The organism is Phytohabitans maris (genome assembly GCF_031085175.1).
GTDB classification, from domain to species: domain Bacteria; phylum Actinomycetota; class Actinomycetes; order Mycobacteriales; family Micromonosporaceae; genus Phytohabitans; species Phytohabitans maris.
In genome coordinates this window covers 34,268-54,971 of record NZ_JAVHUY010000053.1, presented here as the reverse complement: position 1 = coordinate 54,971, position 20,704 = coordinate 34,268, and the positions used below count along the sequence as shown (strand labels likewise).

Sequence of the window (20,704 nt, the reverse complement as noted above, 5' to 3'; positions counted from 1 at the left end):
GCCTCTCCTATCCCTGCTGGATCCGGTCCCGGAGTCGGGACAAGCCCTCTTCGAACTCCTCGACGAACAGGCCCGGCTGCCGGTGCTGGCGGGTGCGTCCGGTCGGGTTGCCGCGCCAGTCGCCGTCACGCACCACGTACAGTTCCTGCCGTCCGGTGCGGACCTTGTGCGGCGCCTGGAAACACTGCTGACCGGGGCCGAACTTGAACGTGACCACCGTGCCGTTCTGCTCGTACGTGTACCGCCGGCCGCTGGCCTTGATGGCTGCCGCCCACGTCCTGCCCTGCTCCGTGGAGACGTCGATGCGGGACACCCACCCAGAGAGGAGGTGCCGGCATTCAACCTCCGCGCAGGTGGCGTTGCGCCAGTGCGTGGACAGCGGCGACCGCACCTCGAAGGTGCGGTAGGCGTTGGGGTTCAGCTTCGGGGCGATCCGCTGCCCGAAGGCCCCGTTGGGGAGCCTGCTCGTCACCGTGGTCTCGGCCATCAGAACGTCACCGGGCCCTCGTTCTTGACCGCCGCGACAACGAACTGAAGGTGGGTGAAGCCGGCCGACGTGGTCGTGACCACCCGCAGATACCGTTCGACGACCAGCGTCCGGCTGGTCTCGATCCGCTGTGCGCCGGGCGCCGCGGTGATCGCGGTGAACCCGCCGCCGGTCACATCGGACCAGTTGGTGTTGTCCCGCGAGTGCTGAAGCTTCACCGTCGCATCCGTACCGGTGAAAGCGACCACCTGCAGGTACGCCTGCAACCCGAACCTGGTGTCGATGGACAGGAACGCGGTGCCGTTGACCGTCCACACCCGCCCGGTCGCGTCGGTGATCCCGGACAGGCCCATGATCGGGTGCGCGACCTCGCTGCCGCCGATGCCGTCCGTGACCACGGCCTCATAGATTTTCCCGGCGAACAGGCCATCCGTGCCGCCGTCACGCGACCCGAGTTCCAGGGTGGCGGTGCCGGCGAAGATGGAGGTTGTCGCCCCGACCATCTGGGCGACACCCAACGTGGTCCAGGTGACACCGTCGTCGGAGGTGTAGAAGTTGGCCACCGCGTCCGATGCCCCGTCGTCGACGTCCAGGGTGGCGCGGACCCACTTCACGGCCCCGCCGGCCAGGGCGCTGAGGTCCGCGCTGGACGTCTCGGTGAGCGTCGTGCTGGTGCCGTCCGCCGACCAGGTCAGCGAGATCGCGCCGGTGGTGAGCAGGCTGAGCAGGTAGGACCGCTGGTTGCCGGTTGACAGGTACTTGGCGACCAGGCGTTGGTTTGCGGCGGGGGTCCAGTCATCGGGGGCAATCTTCACCCGGATGTCAAGGTCGCCGGTGATGTCCAGGGCGGCTGCGTCGGGGGTGTTGGCGTAGTTGCCGGAGCTGCCGGGCAGGCTCAGGAACGCGTTGCCCACGTCGAAGGCCACCCCGGTGCCGCTGGTTGCCCCGGTGTCGGTGCGGGTGCCGGCGGTGAGCAGGTCGCCCCACTCCAGCCCGTACCCGTTGGAGACGGTGGACACGCCGATCGTGAGGGCGCCGTCCTGGGTGCGGTTCGGGTCGTAGCCGATCTGCTTACCGACCATGCACGCGGCCGGGTTCCCGAGCGTCGATCCGTGCCGGTACAGCACGCCGGCGTCGGATCGCGGAAGCGCGGACAGCACAGGGTGCGCCCGGCCGCTGGACGGGTTGAAGTAGGCGGTGAAGTCGATGCCGCCGTCCTTCAGCGCCAGCCTGCGCTCGTACGCCTCTTGGGTGATGTCGGTGACGTCGAGGACCGAGCGGGGGCACGCGATCCGCTGGACGGCGCCGACGTCACCGGAGATGTCGTAGCCGCCGACCAGCAGGCCGGCCCCCATGCCGTGAGTCTTGCTCATGCGCTCTGCTCCCAGGCATCGTTGATGATCAGTGGAATGGTTATGACCATGACCCGGTACATGCCGCCCTGCGTGCCGCCGATCTGCAGGTAGCCGGCGTCCGCGCGCAACGCGGTGCCGCTCATGCCCAGCAAGTCCACGCAGCGGACCAGACCGTCGAGGGTGAAGTTCGCCGAGTAGGCGGCCATGAGGTCGTCGACCGCAGCCATGACGAGGGGGTCGATGTCGTCCTGCGGCTCCTGAACCATGTCCGACATGACCCGCAGGTTCATGACCACCAGGCCGCTCGTGCTCTTCAGGCCGCTCCCCACCGCCGGCCCGATGTGCTGAACCCATATCGACGCGGACAACCCCATGCCCGGGGCGTTCTTCGGCTCATGCTTCGCGACCCGATCGAAATGCCCGCTGGCCGCCGCGTGGCTGGCCAGCGCGTCGACCAGTGCCCGCGAGTTGATGCCCATCACCGGCCACCCATCCGCCGCAGATACAGCGGGAGAACCCGCTCGGCGATCAGGTGGGCGGTCGTCCCGAGCAGCTGCGCGGCACGCCGGTACAGCGCGTACCCCTTGAACCGGGTGGCCGCGTTCCGCTTGCTCACACCTTCGAGCCACGGTCCGTAGATCACGTCATCCCGCACGGTCCAGCCGCCGAACGTCCGGGACGCCTGGACGCCGCGGGCGAAGTTTCCCGTCGGGACACTGCTCAGGTACCGGAAGGACTTGCCGCCCACGTACCGGACGAGGTCCACACCCTCCTCCGCCACCTCGCGTTCGCTCTCAAGCAGGAAGGAGCGGACCGCCTCGCCTGCCCGGCGATCGAAGAGGGGCCCCTGCATGGTGGAGTAGCCGCCGATCATCAGACCGCCGCCGTCCTGGCCTTGCGGCCGTACGTGGTGCGGACGTCCTCGCGGACCTGCCGCAGCCCGCGACCGCCGGCCTCACGCTCGTTGTCGCCGGAGCCGACGGTGCGGGCGTACCCGGCGCGTTTCTGCAGGAGGGTGTTGATGGCCTCGGCGTCCGCCATCTCGGTCACAAGGGCGGGCGGCTTGTGCCGGACGATCGCCGCCGCCGTGTCGTGCGTGGCGGCGGTGGTGCCGAGCGCGCCCCGCTCGACGGTGACGGTCCGGGATGCGTAGATGGTGGAGCCGGTGTGCGACGCCAGAACGGACCCGTCCCACTGCCTTTTGACGATCAGGTTGTTGCCCGCGATGTCGACGATCCACATGCGTTCGCCGTCGAGGAGGATGACCTCACCGACGGAGAAAGCAGCACCGTTTGTGACCACCACGGTGACGTCGTTAATGCGGTCGGCGAGCGCCGATTGAAGGGTCTGCCCTGTCGTCAGCATCTGACGCCCGGTGACGATCATTCTTTCGTCGCCGACGCGCAGAATGTGACCGACACCAACGGCCGCCGCGTCCGTCACATCCACGGCGGTTTCTGTCGCGTCGAGCGCCTCCGCGAGCGCACCGGCCGGGACCTCGTCGACCGGGCAGCCGATGAACACTCCGGTGACCGCCACCGCCCGCTGAAAGGTAGGCCCACTGGTGAACGCGGCCGACGAGTCCAAGTCGATCTCGATCGACGTGTACGGCGGCTCGTCGAGGCCGTCGGAGCGGCGCAGGAAGTAGTCGCTGGGGGCGATGGTCAGCCCGCCAGCCACGAGAGTGGAGATGGAGGCGACCTCGTTGTTGTCGAGCCACAGCCGCCACGGGGTGGAGTAGCGGCGGTCGGGCCAGTCGAAGTAGCGGGTGCCGGTCCACGGGTAGAACCGCCGGTGGGTCAGACCCTCCACGGCGCGGGACGCCGACTCGATGGCGGCGTCGACCTGCGCGTCGGAGCGCGCGGTCTCTTTGTAGTCCAGCGCGGCTTTGACGGCCTCGCGGGTCGTGTACCAGATACCCATCCTGTGCCCTTGCTTTCTTGGCCGGTCCGCCAGAGCGGAGCGGGAGGGGGGATATGTAGTTGTCGGCGGCGCCTACAGGTCGGGGCGCCAGCCGTCGAACGGGCAGTACGGCTTGCCGTCGGGTCCCGGCCGCAGCGGCTCCCCGTCGTTCGGACAGTCGACCGGCTCGTCGCGTTCCTGGGTGAGGGCCTGCTCGTACTCCTCCGCATTGGTGCGCAGGAGTGACAGCAGGCCCTCGTACCCCATCTAGCTGCCCGCCTGCTCGGGGGCCGCCTTCTTCGCGGCTGCCTTCTTGACCGGCCGGGCCGGCTTGTCCTCGTCCCGCACGGCGTCCTCGCCGGGGAACTGGACGTTGCCAGCAACCGCCGCCAAGTCCTCCGACATCTGGAGCATCTGGTCACCGAGCGCCTTGCAACGCGAGTCGAGCTGCAATCCCAACTCGGCGTGAGCGCGGTCGTGCCGCTCCAGCAACTCGATGCGGTGCAGGGCGTCGCCGAGCACCTTGACTACCTGGCTGAGGTGCTGCATCAGGCTGCCACCACCGTCGCGCCGTCGACCAGCGGCACGTACGTGAGGTACCAGGTAATGGCGCCATCCGGGCTGGTGCCGGTCGTGATCTGCTCGATCGTGCCCGCCGCCACCTGGAAGAAGCCGCGGCCGGGCAGACCGACACCGATGGAGTTGGTCATGGCCGAACCGACAGCCGCGGGAAGAGTCAGGAGGTTCCCGGCTGGCGTGTCCGTGGTACCGAGGTCCGTCGCCGTGCACATGTCCGTTGAGGTACCGGTGGTCGGGTTGACGGTGAGCTTGACTGTGTTGGCCACCGTCATCGCGGTCGTAACGACACCGACCAGCGAGGTAACCACGACCAGACCGGAAACGTTGAACAGCGACTTGGTTTCCGCCGCGATCGTGTACGGCTTGGACGCGACCTTGCCCAGGACGGACTTGGTGAACGCCGCAGCCTCGTTGTAGACGGACACGTCACACCACCGACCGGGCGAGGTTCTCCGGCGCCCGCTGCACGAGCAGGTCGTGGACGATCGCGATGACCGGGTTGCCGCCGTCGTTGGTCAGCTCGACGCAGTTGTAGCCCGCCGAGAGCATGTCCGCGCCGACGTACAGGACCACCGTGTCGTTGGTCGTGTCATCGGTGAGGTCGAAGGTGTGCGACGCCGCCTGCGTGACCTTGGTCCAGGTGCCGCCGACACCAGGCCCCTTGTACAGCTTGGTGATCTTCGCGAGGTTCTGCTCCGACTGCCCGTCGATCGACTCCTTCAGGGTGATGATCTGGGAGCCGTCGTCCTCGAAGCAGACGAAGGTGATGCCGGCCGCGTCCTTGAGCGGGATGTGGATCCCACTCGCCTGCGCGACCACGTTGAAGACTCGGCCGAGTCCTTCCACTGTGGTTCCTCTCCGCCCGGGGCTTGACCGCGGTCTCCTGCCGGGCTGGTTAGGGCCTACCGGGGTACGGACTGGTCCGTACCCCTCGGCCGCGAGTTACGCGCGCTCGGCGAGCGTCACGTACGGAGACAGGGTCTTGGTGGAGCCGTTCGCCGGCGTGATCGCCGACTTCATCCACGGGCGACCGTCGACGCGCTCGATGACCCGGTAGACGATCATGTCGTTGCCGAACTTGTAGTGCTGGCTCGACTCGACCCGCATCTGCTGCCGGTCACCGACCAGGTAGTGGCCGAAGTCGACGAACGACAGGTCGCCCTGGTCGCCGACCTTGTTGACCTTCTCGGTGAAGTAGCAGGGCCGGCCGAGGATCGTCGCGGGCGGGCCCTCGACGCCGTTGTTCAGCCACACCGCGCTGCCGCCGGTGCCGACCGAGAGCGCCATGGTGGCCAGCTCGGGGAACGAGTCGATCGACGCGATCCACACCGCCCGGTTCAGCGACGACGGCAGCATCCGCGAGAACATCGCGATGACGTTCTCCCAGACGATCGTGTCCGCCGCCTGGCCCGACTCCTTCGCCACCGCGATCAGGGCGCTGTTGCCGGAGTGGAGCACGCCGAGCGGCTTGCCCACACCGTTCGCCGTCAGGAACGCGGAGTCCTCGAAGAACGTGATCGCCCGCGGCATGGCGTTGTCGACGAAGCTGCCGAACGCCTGCGGGGCGTCGGTGGGCAGCTCAGTCGGCACCTCGCAGTACGACACCAGCTTGTTGGCGCGCAGCACGATCCGGCCGAACTTCGCCTCCGACTCCGGCAGCGCCTCGGCCTCCTCGACCCACGTGCCGGTGATACCGCCGTACACGCTGCCCGAGTGGGTGGTCTCGTCCACGCACGGGAACGGCACGCTGGGCCCGTCCATGCTGATGACCATCGCCCGCGGCCGCACGAGGGACTCCTCAAGCGTGTTCTGCAGGATCTCGCTGCGCAGCTGCTCCGGCACGAGGAAGCCGCCGGTGGCCGGGTCGACCGTGGAGTAGTCGTTGCGGATCTTCTCCCAGCGGGCGCGGTCCTTCGGGCTCTTCTTGTGGTCCGGGACCACCGAGCGCAGGAAGTCGGACACCGACGCGAACTCGGAGTCCAGGGCGGCGCCGATCGCCTCCGGGTTGTAGGCGGCGCCCGCACCGGTCACGGACTTGCCCGCGCCGAGGTCCAGCTTCGACCGGTTGGACAGGGTGGTGCCGTTCTGCTTCAGCATCTCGGCCACGACGATCTGCGACTGCTCGCGGATCTGCGCCTCGATGACCTCGCCGTTCTTGGCCATCTGCGCGCTGGCGTACTTGCGGATGAACTCGCCGAGGCTGGCGGGCGTCTTCGCGATCGCCGTCAGCGTGGAAGTGTCCGAGAGCATGGCCTCCAGCTCGGCCGCGCTCGTCGGGATCGTTGGTGCGGTCACGAGTGGAACGCCCCCTTCATCATCTCCGCGAACCACTCGGGGTCCACGAGGGAAACGGTGTCTTCGACCAGGTCCGCCGCGAGTGTCGGCCCGCCGGTCTGGTCGTCCTCTGCCGACGCCGCCAGAGGCGCCGTGAGCTTGTTGTCGGGCTCGTCGCTGTCGTCACCCGCGACGCGGTCAGCGAGGCCCTTCTCGACCGCTTCAGCGGCCGTGAACCAGGTTTCGGCGAGCATGGCCTCCCGCCACTCCTCGACGGTGCCGCCGGCCCGGTCGGCGTAAATCTCAGCGATCGTCTGCGACAGCGAGTCGAGCAGGTCGGCCATCTCCCGCATGTCCTTGGCGTTGCCGAGGCAGCCGCCGGACGCGTCGTGGATCATCAGCCGGCCGGCCTTCTCCACCTCGATCTCGTCGCCGGCCATCGCGATGAACGAGGCAGCGGAGGCGGCCAGGCCGTCCACGATGGCCACCACGTGCGCCGGATGGTTGACGAGCGCGGCGTGGATCGCCACACCGTCGAACACCTCACCGCCCGGCGAGTTGATGTGCAGCATGATCTTCTGCGCCTTGACGCCGCGGAGCTCCATCACGAAGTCGCGGGCAGAGACACCCCAGCCGCCGATCCGGTCGTAGATGAACACCTCGACCGGCTCGTTCTTCTTGGCCGCGTTGGTGATGCGATACCAGGACTTGCCGCCGTCGGTGGGGCGAGCGGCACTCACCCTCTCCTCGACCTGGGTGGCGAGGTTGACGAGCTTGGCGAGATCAACCGTCATTGCGGCGTCCCCTCTTCACAACCCGGCAGCGGCAGTTACCGCGGCCCTCGCAGTGCCGGTAGCCGGACCCGCCCGGGTAGTCCCGGTAGGCGGCGGCCCTGTTGCGGTACGTCTTGCCGTCGTTGTCTTCGCACGGCTGGCAGGTGTCGTCGTCGACCCGCGCGACCGCGACCCATCGCATGGCGTTCTCCGGCCGGCCGTCGTCGGGCCCGTCGTCCTCGTCGTCCCCTGCGGCTGGCGCCTGCACAGGCTGGGGGGCGCGGACCCGCATGCGGGGCAGGCCCACCACGTCTGCCGCGTCATCCGGGTCCGCGCCAGCGGTGACGAGCGTCGCCCACGCGCTCGTCTTCGAGTCCCGTGCGGCGTTCTCTGCCTCCTCGTCAGGGGGCACGGGGTTGCCGTACGCGAACTCGACACCGCTCCCGGTAGAGCCGAACAGGGGCAGGAAGTCGTTGTTCAACGCCTGCTTCCACCGGTCCAGGCGGGGCACGGTGGCCGACTCGGCGAACCACGCCTTGGACGCCTCAGCGGTCGCGCGGTTGACGTCGTCGACGTCGCCGAGCGCGAACTTCGCGATGCCGTAGGCTTCGCGGATCATGTCCCGGGACAGGATCCGCAGCTCGGTGAGCTGCATGTCCCGGTTGGTGTACTTGCGGTCGATCCACTCGTAGCCTTCGAGGATCGCCACCCGGTGCGCGCGGGACACACCCTTGTGCTGCTCGTTCCACCGCTGCCGCAGCTGGTTCCACTCGTCGTCGTCGAGCCGACCGTCGGTCTTGATCATGCCGCCGGGCTCGGCCGAGTTGAGGAAGAAGTTGCGGTTCCACTGCGCGGCGAGGTTCGCCGAGTCGACGTCCCGTAGCGCGGCCTGGATCGCACCCAGCCCGCGGTACGGGTCCTCGGGGTCGGGGCGGCGGATCTGGATGACCTCGTCCAGGTCGAGCGGGATCCGCTGCCCGTCGGGCGACTTGTAGATGTAGCCGACGAGGAACTTCTCCTTGGACGGCACCGGGTCGATGCGGTCGGGGCGGATCGTCCACAGGCCCAGCGGCAGCCCGCGCATCCGCTCATCACGCTCGACGAGCAGCCACGTCTCGCCGGTGAGGTCGAAGTGCTGCTGCCCGGCCTCCACCAATTCCTGTCTGGTGAAAAAGTCGGACGGCTTGTTCCAGATCCGCAGCGCCAGGTGGTCCTTGACGAGCACGACGCCGGGCTGCTCGCAGATCGGGCACACCTTCGTGGTGTCGATGCGGGTGCGGTGCATGTGCCAGTCGACGGCAGCCGTGGAGGTGGCCAGCCGGTCCACGATGGAGAAGACGGTGCCGTTGCCGGACATGGCGGCGAGCTGGCCGCCGCGGTCGCGGGTCTGCGCCAGGCCGACGCCGACGCCCACGGTGTAGTCGTGGGAGACGTACGGGACCGGAGACCGGTTCGTGATCGAACCGACCGCGTCCACGACCGTGCCGAGCAGGCTCCTCACCGGCGCCTGCCCGCGTACTCCAGCCACAGCAGCGACACACCCGCAGCGGCGTAGCCGGCGAGGTGGTGCGCCTCCCAGATGGCGTAGTCGACGAGGCCGAGACCGCCGGCGGTGTAGGCGAAGGTGCGGACGCCCTGCCAGGTCGGCAGCTTCTCGCCGAGCGCTTTGACCAGCTTCACCACGATGGGCGGCGCTGGGCGCTTGGACAGCCGCTCGGAGCGGCCGGTGCGCCAGGCGTCGGACAGCGTCGTCATCGGGTCTCCTCACAGCCACCGGATCGAGCCACGGACCTTGGCGTCCCGGTGCGCGACCATGTAGCGGGTCGCGTCCATGCCGTGGTCGTTGACCTTGGCCGGCTCCTCCTTGAGGTCGCCGGAGTTGCCGGGCTTGACCGCCCACACGTAGCCGGGGAACTCCTCGGCCGTGCAGCACGGCTTGCCGGCGTCGTCGAGCGCCTGATCCCGTTCGACGAGCGCGCCGGCGCGGAGGAACAGACGCGGCTTGTCGTCGCCGGCCGGCTTGAGGCGCACCTGCACGTACTGGATGCCGTCGGACACGGTCTTCTTCGCTGGCACGGTGGCCAGGCCGAGGTGGCGCTCCAGGGTGGCGCGGTCTTCGGCGTCGTGGTCGCAGATGACGGCGCGCGGGCGGGGCCCGGTCCAGATGCGGCCCTCGTGCGCGCGGCGCGGGTGCTGGTCGTGGTGCACGGACTTCGGGTCGAGGCGGCTGACTTGGTCGAGGATGGTGACGGCGTGGTCCTCGACGAGCCGCTGCGTCCGGTACACCTCCCACTCCAGCCACAGCCGACCGTCGGGGTCCTCTGCCCAGCACTGGCAGACGAACGGGTTGGTGTAGCCGAAGTCGACCGCCCAGTAGCGCGGCCACGCCTTCGGGATGACGGTGCCCTTGGGGATGACGTGGACGCCTGGGTCGAACCCCTCGTAGATGATGCCCTCGGCGGCGGCCCAGATGCCGTCGCGCAGCCGTAGCCGGCGCACGCCGGTGAGCGCGTCGAGGCGGCCCAGGTACTCGCGTCCCTGCGGGGTGGGGGTGCCGTCGGCGTTGACGTACGCCGGGTTGTCGACGTGCCGTGAGGTGAGCAGGGTGAGCGCGCCGCGGTCGGCCCGCTTCTTGATCCAGTGGGTGGGTGGGCCCGGGTTGGTGGCGAGGATCTGCTGCTGCCACGACAGGCGACCGTGCCGGAGCCGGGTGGCGAGGGTTTCCCAGTCCGTCTCGGTGAACTCGATGCCCTCGTCGCAGAATACCAAGTCGTACTCCGAGGACAGCACCTTCTCCGGCTTGTCCATGCCGCCGACGACGATCGTGGACCCGTTGTGGTAGCGGTAGGAGGCGGCCTCGCGGGTCGAGCCGCCGTACCAGCGCAGGACCCCGGCGGCAATCGCTTCCTTCGCGACCTTCTCCTCGAACGTGACGAGGGTGGTCGCGCCGAGGCTGACCGCGGTCTTCCGCATGATCAGGCCACGGATGCCGGGGTTCGCCATCGCAGCGAAGTGGAGGCGGAACAGGCACGCCATGGACTTGCCGGTGCCGGCCGAGCCGACCATGGCGACCTCGGCATCACGGTTATGAAAGAGGGTGCGCGCCGCGCCGCGCGGCTCGTACCGCACCGTCTGCACGACCGGGCTCTCGGCCACTGCGGCGGTCACCGGTGCTGCTCCGGATCGACGCCGACGAGCTCGTAGCGGACACCGCCGCTGACCTCGGTACGCGTCGGCGCGTCCAAGCCCAGCAGCTTCCGCACATCCGCTGAGAGCAGCCGCGCCTGGTTCATCGCCGCCAGCCGGCCGGCGTGGTCGCGGACGACCTCGTTCGTCTCCGGGTCACGGACGATGTCACCGTCCTTGCCGGCCACAACTGGGGACGGCTTCGAATGCACGACCTCCATCGCCTCGCGGCGCAGCTGGTCAAGGAACGCAAGCTCACGCTCGGCCCGCTCCTGACGCGTCTCCTGCGGGATGGCCTCCCGCATCCGCTTCACGATCTGCGAAACCCGCGTCTGCGTGACCCCATGCTCAGCGGCGATCTCAGCCTGCGTCGCCCCCTGGCAGTAGGCGGCCCAGATCGCTTGGTTCCGGTCGACGGATTCGCGGGTCATCTGGTCACCTCCCGGGCGCGTGGCGCAGAAGCGTAGAAGAGTGTTGCGTCGGTTTCTGCGTCGTTCTGCGCCAAGTATGGGCGCTAAAACGGGTCTTGACAACGCCAAGTTGGCAGTGTCAAGACCCGCGTTGAGCTGTGTCTATGCGGTGCCGGTGGCCCACTGGATGATGACGACGCTGACGGAGACGGCGAGCAGCGCGATGTAGGCGGCGAAGAGGTAGTTGGCCCAGCGTGGGCGGGTGTTGAGCTTGGCGATGGTCTGCTGGGCGGCGGCGATGGCCTGTTCGATGGCGGCGCGCATGTTGGCCTCGTGGGCGTCGAGGGCGGCGCGGGTGGATTCGGCTTGGGCGGCGGCGATTTCGGTGGCGTTGCGGAGGTCGAGTTGGCGGATCTCGCGGCGGAGGGCGTCTCTGCGGGTGCGGTGGTCGCTGTCGATGATGTCGTCGCGCTCCGTCGGGGTGACGAAGGTGGGGTGCTCGGCATCGATGGGCGTTGTCACTGTGGTGCTCCATTCCGATGTGTGTTGGTTGCTGTCCCGCCGACCTGTCCCGTCCGTCCCCACCCTTGGTGGGGACGGGGACGGACGGATCGGGATAGGTGCTGTCCTGTCCGTCCGCGACCTGTCCGGGACAGGTGGTCACGCCGTTGACCTGCGGTTACGGCGTCCGTTGTGGTCGTCTGTCCTGATACGGACAGGACAGACAGTGAGGCGGTAATCGGGCGTATGCCTTGCGGACAGACACAGTCGGCATTCCGTCGGGCTGAGGGATCGACGGTCATGCGAGGCGTCCGTCCCACTCGGCGCGCACTTTGCGGATCTCCTCAAGCGGGTAGTCGAGGATCTCGGCGACGTGCTCGGGGGTGGAGCGGCCGAAGACGCAGTTGACTTCGTGGCGCATCTCGCCGGGCAGCAGCCCGCAGGCGTGGCACCGCCGGATCGTGGCCCTGAGCGCCTCCACGCCGTCCATGAGGGTTTCGCCCTGGGTGGTTTCCTCCGCGCGCTTCTTGCGCAGCTTGAGCGCCTCGGCGAGGAGGTTGTTGTTGGCGCTGATCTTCAGGCCCTTGTCCTTGATGAGGGCGCGGACCTTGTCTCGGCCGAGGTCGAGCGGGACGCCGGCGGCGTCGAGCTGGTCGGCGACCTGGGCGGCGGCGATGAACTCGCCGGGGGCGGCGTCGCGGCGGGTGGGCTCGTCGGCGAGGACGTGGGCGGTCGCGCCGGGCCGCCACTGCTCGCCGACGATCTCGCCGAGCCTGCGCAGGCGGTAGTAGGAGCGGCCGATGCCGTTGCGGGTGAAGGTCCGCGTGAGGGTGAGGGTGTCGTTGTCGCCGTTGCGGAGCTCCCAGACGGTGTCGATGTCCTGCGACTTCGCCGACGAGCCGCGTGACCCGCGTTCGTGGTCCTTGCCGAAGTGGTCGATCCGCACCGACGTGATCCCGCGCGCCTTGAGGTGCTTCGTCAGCAGGCGGTACATCGCGAGCCACGGCGCGGACGAGTTCTCCTCGTCGGAGATGACACGGCTCACCGTGTCGAGGTAGACGATCTCCGGCTGGTAGCGGTCGACGTCGGCGAGGAAGTCGGCGGCGCCGCCTTCCGTGTCGAGCGGCCGGTGCGCCGGGAACGACAGGTACGCGAGGTTGGCGAGCGTTTCCGGGGTGGCGCCGAACGAAACGAACCGGGACTGGATGTCCTGCTGCCCGTTCTCGTGGTCGACGTACATGACCCTGCGGGCCCGGTACTTGGTGTCGCCGAGGAAAGGAAGGCCAGCGGCGTCGCGCCACGCCATCTCCTGGCAGAACATCGACTTACCGGCCTTGCCTTCGCCGACGACGGTGACCTGCTGCCCTTGGGAAAACAGCCGGCCAGCATGCCAGTCGGGCGGCGGCATTTCCTGGGTAAGGAACGTTGACCAGTCCAGGGGACCGACCGGGTCGACGGTGCTGGCCGCGGCCTCCTCCGCCTGGACGCGTCGCACCGCCTCGCGGTTCGCCTTGTGCCACATGGTGCGTTCGACGAGGAGGCGTCGGTAGGCGCGCTGGTGGGCGTCCTCCTGGTCTTGCGCGGCCTGGACTGCGGCCTCGGGTGTGTCGGGCACGGTCACCTTCTCGGGCCGCACGAGCAGCGTGGGGACGCCTGCGGCTTCCAGGGCTTCCCACGCTGCTTCGTGGTCGTAGTCGTTCATCAGGCGGCCACCGGGGCGCGGGCGAGCACGCCGCGGACCGCGTCGGCGAACCGGTGGTGGCCGAGCCGCTTGAGGAGGTCGCGGGCGTCTTCGCCGGGTTCGGGCATGAGGATGTGCCGGGCGAGGCCGGCCCGTTCGAGCTGGGCGAGCGCGGCTAGGCCGGCCTGGTCGTGGTCCGGGATCACGATCACGTTGGGATAGCCGCCGAGGATCCGGGACAGACGTCCCGTCTGGACGGTCCACGCCGACCCGGCCCACGTGACGCCGAACCAACCCTTGAGGCTGTCGACGCTGCTCTCCGACTCGGTCACCAGCACGGGTTCGTTGAGGCCGACCGCCTGTAGGGCCGCCCGTTCCTGGTAGAGCGGCATGCTCGCCAAGGTGAGGTGGCCGAGGCCGGGGATCCGGGCGCCGGAGGGCAGCACCCGCTCCCACCGCAAGTCCTTGCTGCCGTTCCGGGCACGCCACCGCTCCAGCACCGCGACCCCGTAGTCGTGGACGGCCTCAAGCCTCATGCCGCGGGTGGCGGGGTGCCGGCCTGCGTCGGGGTCGAGGGGTGGGAACTCCACCTTCAGCCCGACCTGCCGCACGTACTCGGCGGGACTGACCGGCGGCGGCCGGAACATCCTGTACCGGGTGAGGTGGAGGGCATCGAGCACCTGCTGCGTGGAGCAGCCGCCGAAGCAGCGTGGCGCCCAGCTGCCCTCCTCGTGCGGGACAATCGACAGGCTCGGCTTCGCGTCCTCGTGCGAGACGCACTGCCGGACCCGCTTACCTCGCGGCTGGGAGCCGACCTCATCCAGCAAGGCCAGCACCCACGCGAACGCTGTGGTCACCGCCACCACCTCCGCGACTCGGCCACGATGGACCTGCACAGGCTGGCGGTGAACTTGTCGAGCGCCTCCTCGCGGTCGTCGCCATCAACGCCGAGGTGGTCGAGCGACGCGGACAGGTACGCGAAGGCGTGTTCGGCGTGGCACGTGATTGCGTAGTGGATCTTCATGGCCATCTCGCCGGCGACCATCGCCGGCGTGTCCGGGATCCGGACCTCTTCCCCGTTCACGTCGCCGCCTCCGCCATGCGGAGAAGGGTCTCGGCGTGGCGGACGAGCGCGCCGAGGTCGGCGTTGTCGGCCTCGCTCCGGCGGAGTTCGAACAGCCCGTCGAGGTCGGTCTCGTTCTGCATGATCCAGCGGCTGTACCACGGCGAGTAGCTATTGTTGATCTTGAAGTGGGGGTCCGAGGTCGCGAGCGCGATCTCCCACCGCACGCCCGAGAACATCGTGTCGATGCCCACGGTGCGTCGCCCGAACCGCCCTATCCACGTCCGCGCCCGACCGCACAGGGCCTCGTACACGCGAGGGTTGCGGACGTGGAAGTGCGCCCAGCGTTCGCCAATGGAGAGGGGCACCCCGCCGAGCGCGTCGTAGATGGTGCCCTGCTCATAGTCAGACACGAGGGGGTTCCTCTCCACGCAGAATCCGGTCGAGGCCGTCCCGGAGGTCGATGCCGGTCGCCTTGTGCGCCACCGCCATACAGGGCGCCAAGATGTTCTCCGTGACCATCCGGAGCGCAGCCGAGATTACGAAGGAGTAGGTGGGATCGTCGTACTTCTCGACGGCCTCGGCGGTGATCGCATCCAGTCGCTCCGGGTCGTCGCACGACAGCGCCATCGCGGCGCCGAGCTTGGCGCCCTCCTCGGTCAGCAGCGCGAGGTCGACTACGGCCTTGGGCGTGCCGTCGTCGCCGACCACGATGTACGTCTCGTCGCTCACCGGCCGGCCCCCAGCTCGTCGAGGGTGGCCAGGATCTCGGCCCGCTCCGCCTGGGTCTTGGCCTTCGCGGCGGTCAGCGCCTCCATGTCGACCCACGTCTCAAGCGCGTCGCGGAGTTCCCGCTCCAACTCGTCCGGCGAAAGGGCCTCCGCCTGGACCGTGTCGGCCATGGCCTCGCCGCGCCGGTCGGTCGTCTTCTGCGGCGCGGTCTCCAGTGCGTACCGCTCCGTCTGCTCCGGTGTCACGGCCACCCGTACGAACGTCGGCGCGATGTCTCCGGGCTCGATGTCTCGGAAGAACGCGGTGACGTCTTCAGCGACCGAGTCCAGGATGGAGAGCCCGGACGGGTCGTGGTCGCCGATGTGGAGGACGGCGGTGGGCGTGTCGCGGTTGGCCATCCGGCGGGCGGCCTCGTACTTCGCGGTGACGCTGTCGAAGCCGCCGGAGGAGTAGACGTTGACGCCGTACTGGTGGGCGATCCGGGCGACCATCGGCACCATGCCGGCCGCCTCCACCCACAGTTCGACGGTGATCCGCTGGCCGTCGGTGGGCTCGTGCTTGTAGGCGCCGGCGGACCCGCGCACCGTGGTCCAGAAGTCGGCGGGCGAGTCGTAGCCCCACGTCGCCTTGACCGTGGTGCCGTCGTCCCGGATCGCCGACATCGGGATGCGACGGGCGCGACGGGCGCGGTTGAGGAGTTCGCACAGCCGCTCGTACGCCTGCTCCGTCTTGCTGTAGCCGGCCGACCCGACCAGCCGGTAGAAAAGCTGCCGGGCGGTCATCGGAAGGTGCCGGTCGTACTCGGCGAGTACGGCGTTGATCTGGTCGAGGAGCACGAGCGTGTCGGGGCGCGGTGCCCACTCGGCGAAGCCGCGCGGCCGGGTGCGCTTGTAGGTGCGCCCGGAGACCGTGGTGGTCATCGGCCCACCGTCGTTCTGGCGACGGAGAGCAGAGCGGCCTCGATCAGCTTGGCGTACCGGAGCGCCGCGCCGCTGTGTCGGGTGCCCTTCGGCGGCTGGTCCGTTACAGTGGACATTAGGACTACGCCCTTTCGGTTGTTGGTTGCGGGACGGGTGAACGGGTCGACGCGGGCAAGGCGTCGGCCCTTTTTGCTGATCAGGTTCGGCTGACCACGGAGCGGTCGCCGGGCTTGCTGCTGGTCGACTTCTTGTGGTCGATCCAGCGGTCGACGTCGGCCCAGTCCCACCGCAGGCGGGTGCCGACCTTCGTCGCGGCCGGCGCGAGGCCGGCGTGGCGCATCTGAAGAAGCGCAGCCGGCGTGATCTTGAGAAAGCTCGCGACCTCCTCGGTCGATGCGAGCGGCTCTCGGGTGGCAGTCTTGGACACGTCCCCTCCACGGACTACGGATAGTCCACAGCGACTAGAAGAAGTCGTTGCTGATCCAATTCTGTCTGAGGTTGCCTTAGTCAGTCAAGTCCGCCTACTATTCGCCCATGACTAGCCCCGACCCGGTGAACATCCACCTAGGCCGGAACGTGCTCGCCCGCCGTAAGGCGCTGAACCTCAGCACGACCGCGCTCTCCGACCGGCTCGGCGAGGCTGGGCGCCGGATCGCCCAGTCGTCCATCTCGAAGATCGAGCAGGGCACGCGCAAGGTCGATGTCGAGGACTTGATGGCGCTCGCAGCCGCCCTGGAGACCACGCCCGACCGGCTCCTCATGCCGGACCGCGCCAACAACGAGCCGGTCGAGCTGACCCCAGCGATCACGGTCATCGCCGCGCAGGCGTGGTACTGGGCCCGCGGCCTACTCCCCCTGCCATGGACGTACAAGGGCGACACACGCAGGCCGATCGAACGGGCGTTGGAGTTCCGCCGCAACGCAGCCCCGGGCGACCGCCGCATCACGTGGGAAACGCCGCCGTACGAGGCGGTGGAGGCCCTGCTCGTCAACGTCGAGCGGATGCTGGACCTGCTCATGACGGACGACGGCGTATCCCTGATGTGGCGGGCGACCGGCGACCCGGACAAGCCGTATGCCGGCCCCGAGGCATACGACCGGCCGGCGATCGCCCGGCAGGCGGACGGCGTCGGTCGCGGGCTGGCCCGGGTTAACGAGTTGGTCGACGACCTGCTCCGCAAAGCCCTTCGGTTGATGCCGAAGCTGTATCGGGTCGAACACCCGGACCGGAAGTTCACCGGCACAGACCACGGCGTGAAGTTCGGCCCGGGCGGGCTGGCCGCCGTGCGCACGGATCTCGCCGAGGCGTTGAACTACTTCCGGGCGGCGGGCTACGTGGTGGAAGAGGTCGACATCGAGGAACGGCTAGTGATGCTGAAAGCCAAGGCCGCGCCGACGTTCGAGGAGACGGTCACACCCAGGACGCTCAGGGCGTTCGGCGATCTCCTCAACCAGGCGCTCACACCCGAGGTGTCCGATGGCGAGCGTTAACAGGGATCCGACGCGCAAGCGGACACCGTGGGTGGTTCGCTGGCGCGACGAGGCCGGCACCCTACGGAAGAAGGGCTTCGGCCGGAAGATCGACGCCGACCGCTTCCGCGCCGAAGTCGAGCACAGCCTTAACGTAGGCAGCTACATCGATCCGAAGGGCGGGAAGCGCACCTTCCGGGACTGCGCCGAGGAGGTCCGGAAGTCACTCCCCCACCGACCGAACACGGCCAGCCGGTGGGAGTCGAGCCTGCGGCTCCACGTCTATCCCGCGTTCGGCGAGAAGCCGATCGGCTCCCTCCGTCCGACACGCATGCAGGGGTTTGCCACCGACCTCAGCACCCGCCTCAAGCCGGGCTCCGTCGCGCAGGTCATGGCCGTCGTCGGCGCCGTCTTCAACTCGATGGTCAAGGATCGGGTCATCGGGTCGAACCCGTGCAAGGGCATCACGCTCCCGGAGATCGAGGACGAGGAGATCATCCCGCTCACCGTCGAGATGGTCGAGGCGCTGGCTGATGCGATCGACCCGAGGTACCGCGGACTCGTCGCCGTCGGCGCGGGCCTCGGTGTCCGGCAAGGTGAAGGACTCGGTCTCGAAACCCACCGCGTCGACTTCCTGAAGAAGAGGCGGGTGCGGATCGAGCAGCAGGTCCAGCCACTCACCAAGGCGACGGTCGCGGTCGTGCCGCCGAAGGTCAAGGCGGCCACGCGTTGGGTGCCGGCGGCCGACGCCATCCTGATGGAGTTGTCCGCGCATCTGGCCGCGTACCCGCCCGTCGAGGTCGAGGTTGAGGACCACACTGGCCCCAAGCCGAAGACGCGCAAGGCGAAGTTCGTGTTCTCCACTCCGGACGGGATGCCGCTGGTCCGGTGGTGGTTCAACGACCACGTTTGGCTCCCGGCCCGGGCCGCGGCTGCGGCGGCGTTCCGGAAGCGGGCCGCCGAGGAGCGGGACCCAGACCGGCGGGCCGAACTTGAGCGGCAGGCCGAGCAACTGGCTACGTGCGGCTACCACGATCTCAGACATTTCTATGCATCGCTCTTGATCAGAAAGGGGCTCAACGTCAAGGTCGTGGCGGCCCGACTCGGGCACGCCAACCCAACGGAGACATTAAGGACATATACGCACTTATGGCCCGATGATGAGGACCGCAGCCGCGAGGCGATCCAGGACGTGTTTGGGCATGATCAAATGGCTGATGTGCCCAGCATGCGCCCAAGCGTGGGGGCGTGATCTATGTTGTCGCTGGTCAGGGCGGGTGCGGATGGCTCTACCACCATTCGCTCTTCGAATGAGGCGTCCCGCCGGGGTGATCCCGACGGCCCCGCAAGACCGGCCGGACAAACCCCTGGAGCCGGGGTGGTGGCCTGTGGTTGAGGGCGGGCGATGGTTTGGCCCGGTCCGCCTCAGCTGTAGACCGCATGCGCGGGGTCCCCGGGGAAACGTGGAGCGCAGCGGAGCGTTTTCTTGGGGTGCATTCCCGCGGGCACCGCTGCGGCCGGGGGCGAGCTTGCGCTCGCCGAAATCCCCGGCCTCCGCTGCCGACTCCGCGACACAAGCCCCCGGGCGACCTTCGCGGTCACCGTCCGCGGCGTGTGCGTGGCAGCCGCACGCACAGACGGGGCAGCTCCAGAGCCTCCCGCACACACACCCGCCCGCCCGGCGGCGGCGCGGTGGTGAAGTGTCGGCCAACTCGACGCTGAAGCCCTCTAGTCTTCCACCATGCGCATGCGCCCCTACCGCGACGCCGACCTGCCGGCGCTGCAGGAGGCGGTGTCGGGGTGGATCGCCGAGGCGGGCCGGTGCGGACAGCCGTGGGGAGGTCGAAAAGCGCGCTAGCCCGCCCGCGGAAACAGGGGGCGCGGGTCGGGGAGGCGGCCGTCCACCGGCGTGCACTGGGCGGTGACCCGCGCGGCCGCCTCGGGCAGAAACGGCGCCAGCAGCTCGCCGACCGCCTGGCAGGCGGCCAGTAGCACGCCGAGGGCCCGGTCCAGCGCGGCGCCGTCGGTGCGCGCGAGCTGCCACGGGCGCGCCTCCTCCACGTACCGGTTGGCCTCCTCCACCACGCGCCACACCGCCGCCGTCGCCAGCCGAAAGTCAAAATCCGCCAGCGCCGCGTCCAGCCGCTCCGGGGCCGCGCGCCACGCGGCCACCAGCGGGTCGGCCTCATCCACCTGGTACGCCGAGGGAGCCCCGCCGCGATAGCGGTGCACCATGCTGACCACCCGGTTGACCAGGTTGCCGAGGTCGTTGGCGAGATCGCGCTCGTAGCGCTCGGTCAGCCGCGCCACCGTGAAGTCGGCGTCCCCCACCCGGGGCACCTCGCGCAGCAGCCACCAGCGCACCGCGTCCACGCCGAAGCGGTCCACCAGGGCCACCGGGTCCACGACCGCGCCGGACGACTTGCTGATCTTTCGCCCGTCGGCGGTCAGGTAGTCGTGCACCAGCACATCCGTGGGGAGCGGCTCGCCGGCCGAGAGCAGCATCGCCGGCCAGTACACGGCGTGGAAGCGGAGCACCCCCTTGCCGACCAGGTGCACCCGCCGGTCGCCCCGTACCCACCAGCGGTCGTACTCCGTACCCGCGGTGCCGTAGTCGAGCGCGGTGACGTAGTTGCCCAGCGCGTCCCACCACACGTAGACGACCTGGTCCGGGTCGTCCGGCACCGGGATCCCCCAGCCACGGGCGCGGCTCTGCGAGCGGGAGATGCTGAAGTCCTCCAGCCCGGCCTCGACGAACGCGAGCACCTCGTTGCGCCGCGCCGCCGGCTCGATGCGCAGCCGCCCGCTCCGGACGAGGTCGAGGAGGCGGTCCTGGTATCGGGAGAGGCGGAAGAACCAGTTGTCCTCGGCGACCCGCTGCGGCTCGGTGCCGTGCTCGGGACAGCGGCCGCCGGTGAGCTCGGCCGGGGTGTAGAACTGCTCGCACCCCACGCAGTACAGCCCTTCGTAGTGCTTGCGGTAGAGGTCGCCGGCCTTCGCGCAGGCCCGCCACAGCCGCTCCACGCCGGGACGGTGGCGGGGGTCGCGGCTGGTCCGGATGAAGTCGTCGAAGGAGAGCCGGAGCGGCTCGCGCAGCGCCTCGAACGCGCCCGCGTTGCGGTCCACCAGCTCCTGTGTGGACACTCCCTCGGCCGCGGCGGCGAGCACGTTCTTGAGCGAGTTGTCGTCGGTACCGGACAGGAAGCGGACCGCGTCGCCACGCTGGCGCCGGTGCCGGGCGAGCACGTCGGCCTGCACCAGCTCCAGGGCGAAGCCGAGGTGCGGTCTGGCGTTGACGTACGGAATCGTGGTGGTGACGTAGTAGGTCGCAGTGGTCATCGTTCGAGATCCTCGCGGGAAGGAGCCGGGAC

General features: G+C 69.1%; 26 protein-coding genes. 2 read left to right on the top strand and 24 right to left on the bottom strand.

Annotated features, from left to right (window positions below; translation table 11 throughout):
- Window positions 1–7: 7 nt before the first annotated feature.
- The 23 genes from RB614_RS37780 to RB614_RS37670 form a co-directional block, all read right to left on the bottom strand.
- Complete coding sequence (locus RB614_RS37780; RefSeq protein ID WP_308717511.1) at window positions 8–487, bottom strand: hypothetical protein; 480 nt, start codon at window positions 485–487, stop codon at window positions 8–10.
- Complete coding sequence (locus tag RB614_RS37775; protein ID WP_308717510.1) at window positions 487–1,860, bottom strand: hypothetical protein; 1,374 nt, start codon at window positions 1,858–1,860, stop codon at window positions 487–489. Before RB614_RS37775 ends, RB614_RS37780 begins: the two co-directional genes overlap by 1 nt.
- Window positions 1,857–2,321, bottom strand: coding sequence for a hypothetical protein (locus RB614_RS37770; protein ID WP_308717508.1), 465 nt, complete (start codon window positions 2,319–2,321; stop codon window positions 1,857–1,859). The genes RB614_RS37775 and RB614_RS37770 overlap by 4 nt, the downstream gene beginning before the upstream one ends.
- Window positions 2,321–2,716 carry a hypothetical protein gene (locus RB614_RS37765; RefSeq protein WP_308717507.1) on the bottom strand — a complete coding sequence of 132 codons (396 nt, stop codon included), beginning with the start codon at window positions 2,714–2,716 and terminating at the stop codon, window positions 2,321–2,323. Before RB614_RS37765 ends, RB614_RS37770 begins: the two co-directional genes overlap by 1 nt.
- Window positions 2,716–3,765, bottom strand: a complete 1,050-nt coding sequence (locus RB614_RS37760; protein WP_308717506.1) for a hypothetical protein — start codon at window positions 3,763–3,765, stop codon at window positions 2,716–2,718. Before RB614_RS37760 ends, RB614_RS37765 begins: the two co-directional genes overlap by 1 nt.
- A 72-nt stretch (window positions 3,766–3,837) precedes the next feature.
- Complete coding sequence (locus tag RB614_RS37755; RefSeq protein WP_308717505.1) at window positions 3,838–4,011, bottom strand: hypothetical protein; 174 nt, start codon at window positions 4,009–4,011, stop codon at window positions 3,838–3,840.
- The gene (locus RB614_RS37750) at window positions 4,012–4,293 is read right to left on the bottom strand and encodes a hypothetical protein (protein WP_308717504.1); all 282 of its coding nucleotides are present in this window, start codon (window positions 4,291–4,293) and stop codon (window positions 4,012–4,014) included.
- A complete protein-coding gene (locus RB614_RS37745; RefSeq protein WP_308717503.1) occupies window positions 4,293–4,748 on the bottom strand; it encodes a hypothetical protein in 456 nt (151 codons plus the stop codon). Before RB614_RS37745 ends, RB614_RS37750 begins: the two co-directional genes overlap by 1 nt.
- A 1-nt stretch (window position 4,749) precedes the next feature.
- Complete coding sequence (locus tag RB614_RS37740; RefSeq protein ID WP_308717502.1) at window positions 4,750–5,169, bottom strand: hypothetical protein; 420 nt, start codon at window positions 5,167–5,169, stop codon at window positions 4,750–4,752.
- Between the two features lie 96 nt (window positions 5,170–5,265).
- Window positions 5,266–6,618 carry a phage major capsid protein gene (locus RB614_RS37735; protein ID WP_308717501.1) on the bottom strand — a complete coding sequence of 451 codons (1,353 nt, stop codon included), beginning with the start codon at window positions 6,616–6,618 and terminating at the stop codon, window positions 5,266–5,268.
- Window positions 6,615–7,391, bottom strand: coding sequence for a head maturation protease, ClpP-related (locus RB614_RS37730; RefSeq protein WP_308717500.1), 777 nt, complete (start codon window positions 7,389–7,391; stop codon window positions 6,615–6,617). The genes RB614_RS37735 and RB614_RS37730 overlap by 4 nt, the downstream gene beginning before the upstream one ends.
- The gene (locus RB614_RS37725) at window positions 7,381–8,871 is read right to left on the bottom strand and encodes a phage portal protein (RefSeq protein WP_308717499.1); all 1,491 of its coding nucleotides are present in this window, start codon (window positions 8,869–8,871) and stop codon (window positions 7,381–7,383) included. The genes RB614_RS37730 and RB614_RS37725 overlap by 11 nt, the downstream gene beginning before the upstream one ends.
- Window positions 8,868–9,125, bottom strand: coding sequence for a hypothetical protein (locus tag RB614_RS37720; RefSeq protein WP_308717498.1), 258 nt, complete (start codon window positions 9,123–9,125; stop codon window positions 8,868–8,870). Before RB614_RS37720 ends, RB614_RS37725 begins: the two co-directional genes overlap by 4 nt.
- 9 nt (window positions 9,126–9,134) lie before the next feature.
- Window positions 9,135–10,538 carry a phage terminase large subunit gene (locus tag RB614_RS37715; protein ID WP_308717497.1) on the bottom strand — a complete coding sequence of 468 codons (1,404 nt, stop codon included), beginning with the start codon at window positions 10,536–10,538 and terminating at the stop codon, window positions 9,135–9,137.
- Window positions 10,535–10,987: a TrfB-related DNA-binding protein gene (locus RB614_RS37710; RefSeq protein ID WP_308717496.1), complete on the bottom strand. Its 453-nt coding sequence runs from the start codon at window positions 10,985–10,987 to the stop codon at window positions 10,535–10,537. The genes RB614_RS37715 and RB614_RS37710 overlap by 4 nt, the downstream gene beginning before the upstream one ends.
- Before the next feature lie 141 nt (window positions 10,988–11,128).
- Complete coding sequence (locus tag RB614_RS37705) at window positions 11,129–11,488, bottom strand: hypothetical protein (protein ID WP_308717495.1); 360 nt, start codon at window positions 11,486–11,488, stop codon at window positions 11,129–11,131.
- Window positions 11,489–11,765: 277 nt separating this feature from the next.
- Complete coding sequence (locus tag RB614_RS37700) at window positions 11,766–13,169, bottom strand: AAA family ATPase (protein ID WP_308717494.1); 1,404 nt, start codon at window positions 13,167–13,169, stop codon at window positions 11,766–11,768.
- Window positions 13,169–14,005, bottom strand: coding sequence for a hypothetical protein (locus RB614_RS37695; RefSeq protein WP_308717493.1), 837 nt, complete (start codon window positions 14,003–14,005; stop codon window positions 13,169–13,171). The genes RB614_RS37700 and RB614_RS37695 overlap by 1 nt, the downstream gene beginning before the upstream one ends.
- A complete protein-coding gene (locus RB614_RS37690) occupies window positions 14,002–14,232 on the bottom strand; it encodes a hypothetical protein (RefSeq protein ID WP_308717492.1) in 231 nt (76 codons plus the stop codon). The genes RB614_RS37695 and RB614_RS37690 overlap by 4 nt, the downstream gene beginning before the upstream one ends.
- Window positions 14,229–14,624, bottom strand: coding sequence for a hypothetical protein (locus RB614_RS37685; protein ID WP_308717491.1), 396 nt, complete (start codon window positions 14,622–14,624; stop codon window positions 14,229–14,231). The genes RB614_RS37690 and RB614_RS37685 overlap by 4 nt, the downstream gene beginning before the upstream one ends.
- Window positions 14,617–14,943: a hypothetical protein gene (locus RB614_RS37680; protein WP_308717490.1), complete on the bottom strand. Its 327-nt coding sequence runs from the start codon at window positions 14,941–14,943 to the stop codon at window positions 14,617–14,619. Before RB614_RS37680 ends, RB614_RS37685 begins: the two co-directional genes overlap by 8 nt.
- Complete coding sequence (locus RB614_RS37675; protein ID WP_308717489.1) at window positions 14,940–15,863, bottom strand: hypothetical protein; 924 nt, start codon at window positions 15,861–15,863, stop codon at window positions 14,940–14,942. The genes RB614_RS37680 and RB614_RS37675 overlap by 4 nt, the downstream gene beginning before the upstream one ends.
- Window positions 15,864–16,059: 196 nt before the next feature.
- Window positions 16,060–16,290 carry a helix-turn-helix transcriptional regulator gene (locus RB614_RS37670; RefSeq protein WP_308717488.1) on the bottom strand — a complete coding sequence of 77 codons (231 nt, stop codon included), beginning with the start codon at window positions 16,288–16,290 and terminating at the stop codon, window positions 16,060–16,062.
- A gap of 107 nt (window positions 16,291–16,397) precedes the next feature.
- On the opposite strand from RB614_RS37670, the gene RB614_RS37665 reads away from it, so the two are divergent.
- Together RB614_RS37665 and RB614_RS37660 are read left to right on the top strand one after the other, a co-directional pair.
- Window positions 16,398–17,354, top strand: coding sequence for a helix-turn-helix domain-containing protein (locus tag RB614_RS37665; RefSeq protein WP_308717487.1), 957 nt, complete (start codon window positions 16,398–16,400; stop codon window positions 17,352–17,354).
- Window positions 17,341–18,585 (top strand): tyrosine-type recombinase/integrase, encoded by a 1,245-nt coding sequence (locus tag RB614_RS37660; RefSeq protein WP_308717486.1) that lies wholly within the window; start codon window positions 17,341–17,343, stop codon window positions 18,583–18,585. The genes RB614_RS37665 and RB614_RS37660 overlap by 14 nt, the downstream gene beginning before the upstream one ends.
- 602 nt (window positions 18,586–19,187) lie before the next feature.
- Here RB614_RS37660 and RB614_RS37655 read toward each other — a convergent pair.
- On the bottom strand, window positions 19,188–20,672 hold the full coding sequence (locus RB614_RS37655; protein WP_308717485.1) for a methionine--tRNA ligase: 1,485 nt from the start codon (window positions 20,670–20,672) through the stop codon (window positions 19,188–19,190).
- Window positions 20,673–20,704: the final 32 nt, after the last annotated feature.

What these genes read in the sequence shown, in the direction of transcription:
- RB614_RS37780 (WP_308717511.1), bottom strand. Translation starts at nt 487, where the DNA reads ATGGCCGAGACCACGGTGACGAGCAGGCTCCCCAACGGGGCCTTCGGG.
- RB614_RS37775 (WP_308717510.1), bottom strand. Translation starts at nt 1,860, where the DNA reads ATGAGCAAGACTCACGGCATGGGGGCCGGCCTGCTGGTCGGCGGCTAC.
- RB614_RS37770 (WP_308717508.1), bottom strand. Translation starts at nt 2,321, where the DNA reads ATGGGCATCAACTCGCGGGCACTGGTCGACGCGCTGGCCAGCCACGCG.
- RB614_RS37765 (WP_308717507.1), bottom strand. Translation starts at nt 2,716, where the DNA reads ATGATCGGCGGCTACTCCACCATGCAGGGGCCCCTCTTCGATCGCCGG.
- RB614_RS37760 (WP_308717506.1), bottom strand. Translation starts at nt 3,765, where the DNA reads ATGGGTATCTGGTACACGACCCGCGAGGCCGTCAAAGCCGCGCTGGAC.
- RB614_RS37755 (WP_308717505.1), bottom strand. Translation starts at nt 4,011, where the DNA reads ATGGGGTACGAGGGCCTGCTGTCACTCCTGCGCACCAATGCGGAGGAG.
- RB614_RS37750 (WP_308717504.1), bottom strand. Translation starts at nt 4,293, where the DNA reads ATGCAGCACCTCAGCCAGGTAGTCAAGGTGCTCGGCGACGCCCTGCAC.
- RB614_RS37730 (WP_308717500.1), bottom strand. Translation starts at nt 7,391, where the DNA reads ATGACGGTTGATCTCGCCAAGCTCGTCAACCTCGCCACCCAGGTCGAG.
- RB614_RS37720 (WP_308717498.1), bottom strand. Translation starts at nt 9,125, where the DNA reads ATGACGACGCTGTCCGACGCCTGGCGCACCGGCCGCTCCGAGCGGCTG.
- RB614_RS37710 (WP_308717496.1), bottom strand. Translation starts at nt 10,987, where the DNA reads ATGACCCGCGAATCCGTCGACCGGAACCAAGCGATCTGGGCCGCCTAC.
- RB614_RS37700 (WP_308717494.1), bottom strand. Translation starts at nt 13,169, where the DNA reads ATGAACGACTACGACCACGAAGCAGCGTGGGAAGCCCTGGAAGCCGCA.
- RB614_RS37675 (WP_308717489.1), bottom strand. Translation starts at nt 15,863, where the DNA reads ATGACCACCACGGTCTCCGGGCGCACCTACAAGCGCACCCGGCCGCGC.
- RB614_RS37665 (WP_308717487.1), top strand. Translation starts at nt 16,398, where the DNA reads ATGACTAGCCCCGACCCGGTGAACATCCACCTAGGCCGGAACGTGCTC.
- RB614_RS37660 (WP_308717486.1), top strand. Translation starts at nt 17,341, where the DNA reads ATGGCGAGCGTTAACAGGGATCCGACGCGCAAGCGGACACCGTGGGTG.
- RB614_RS37655 (WP_308717485.1), bottom strand. Translation starts at nt 20,672, where the DNA reads ATGACCACTGCGACCTACTACGTCACCACCACGATTCCGTACGTCAAC.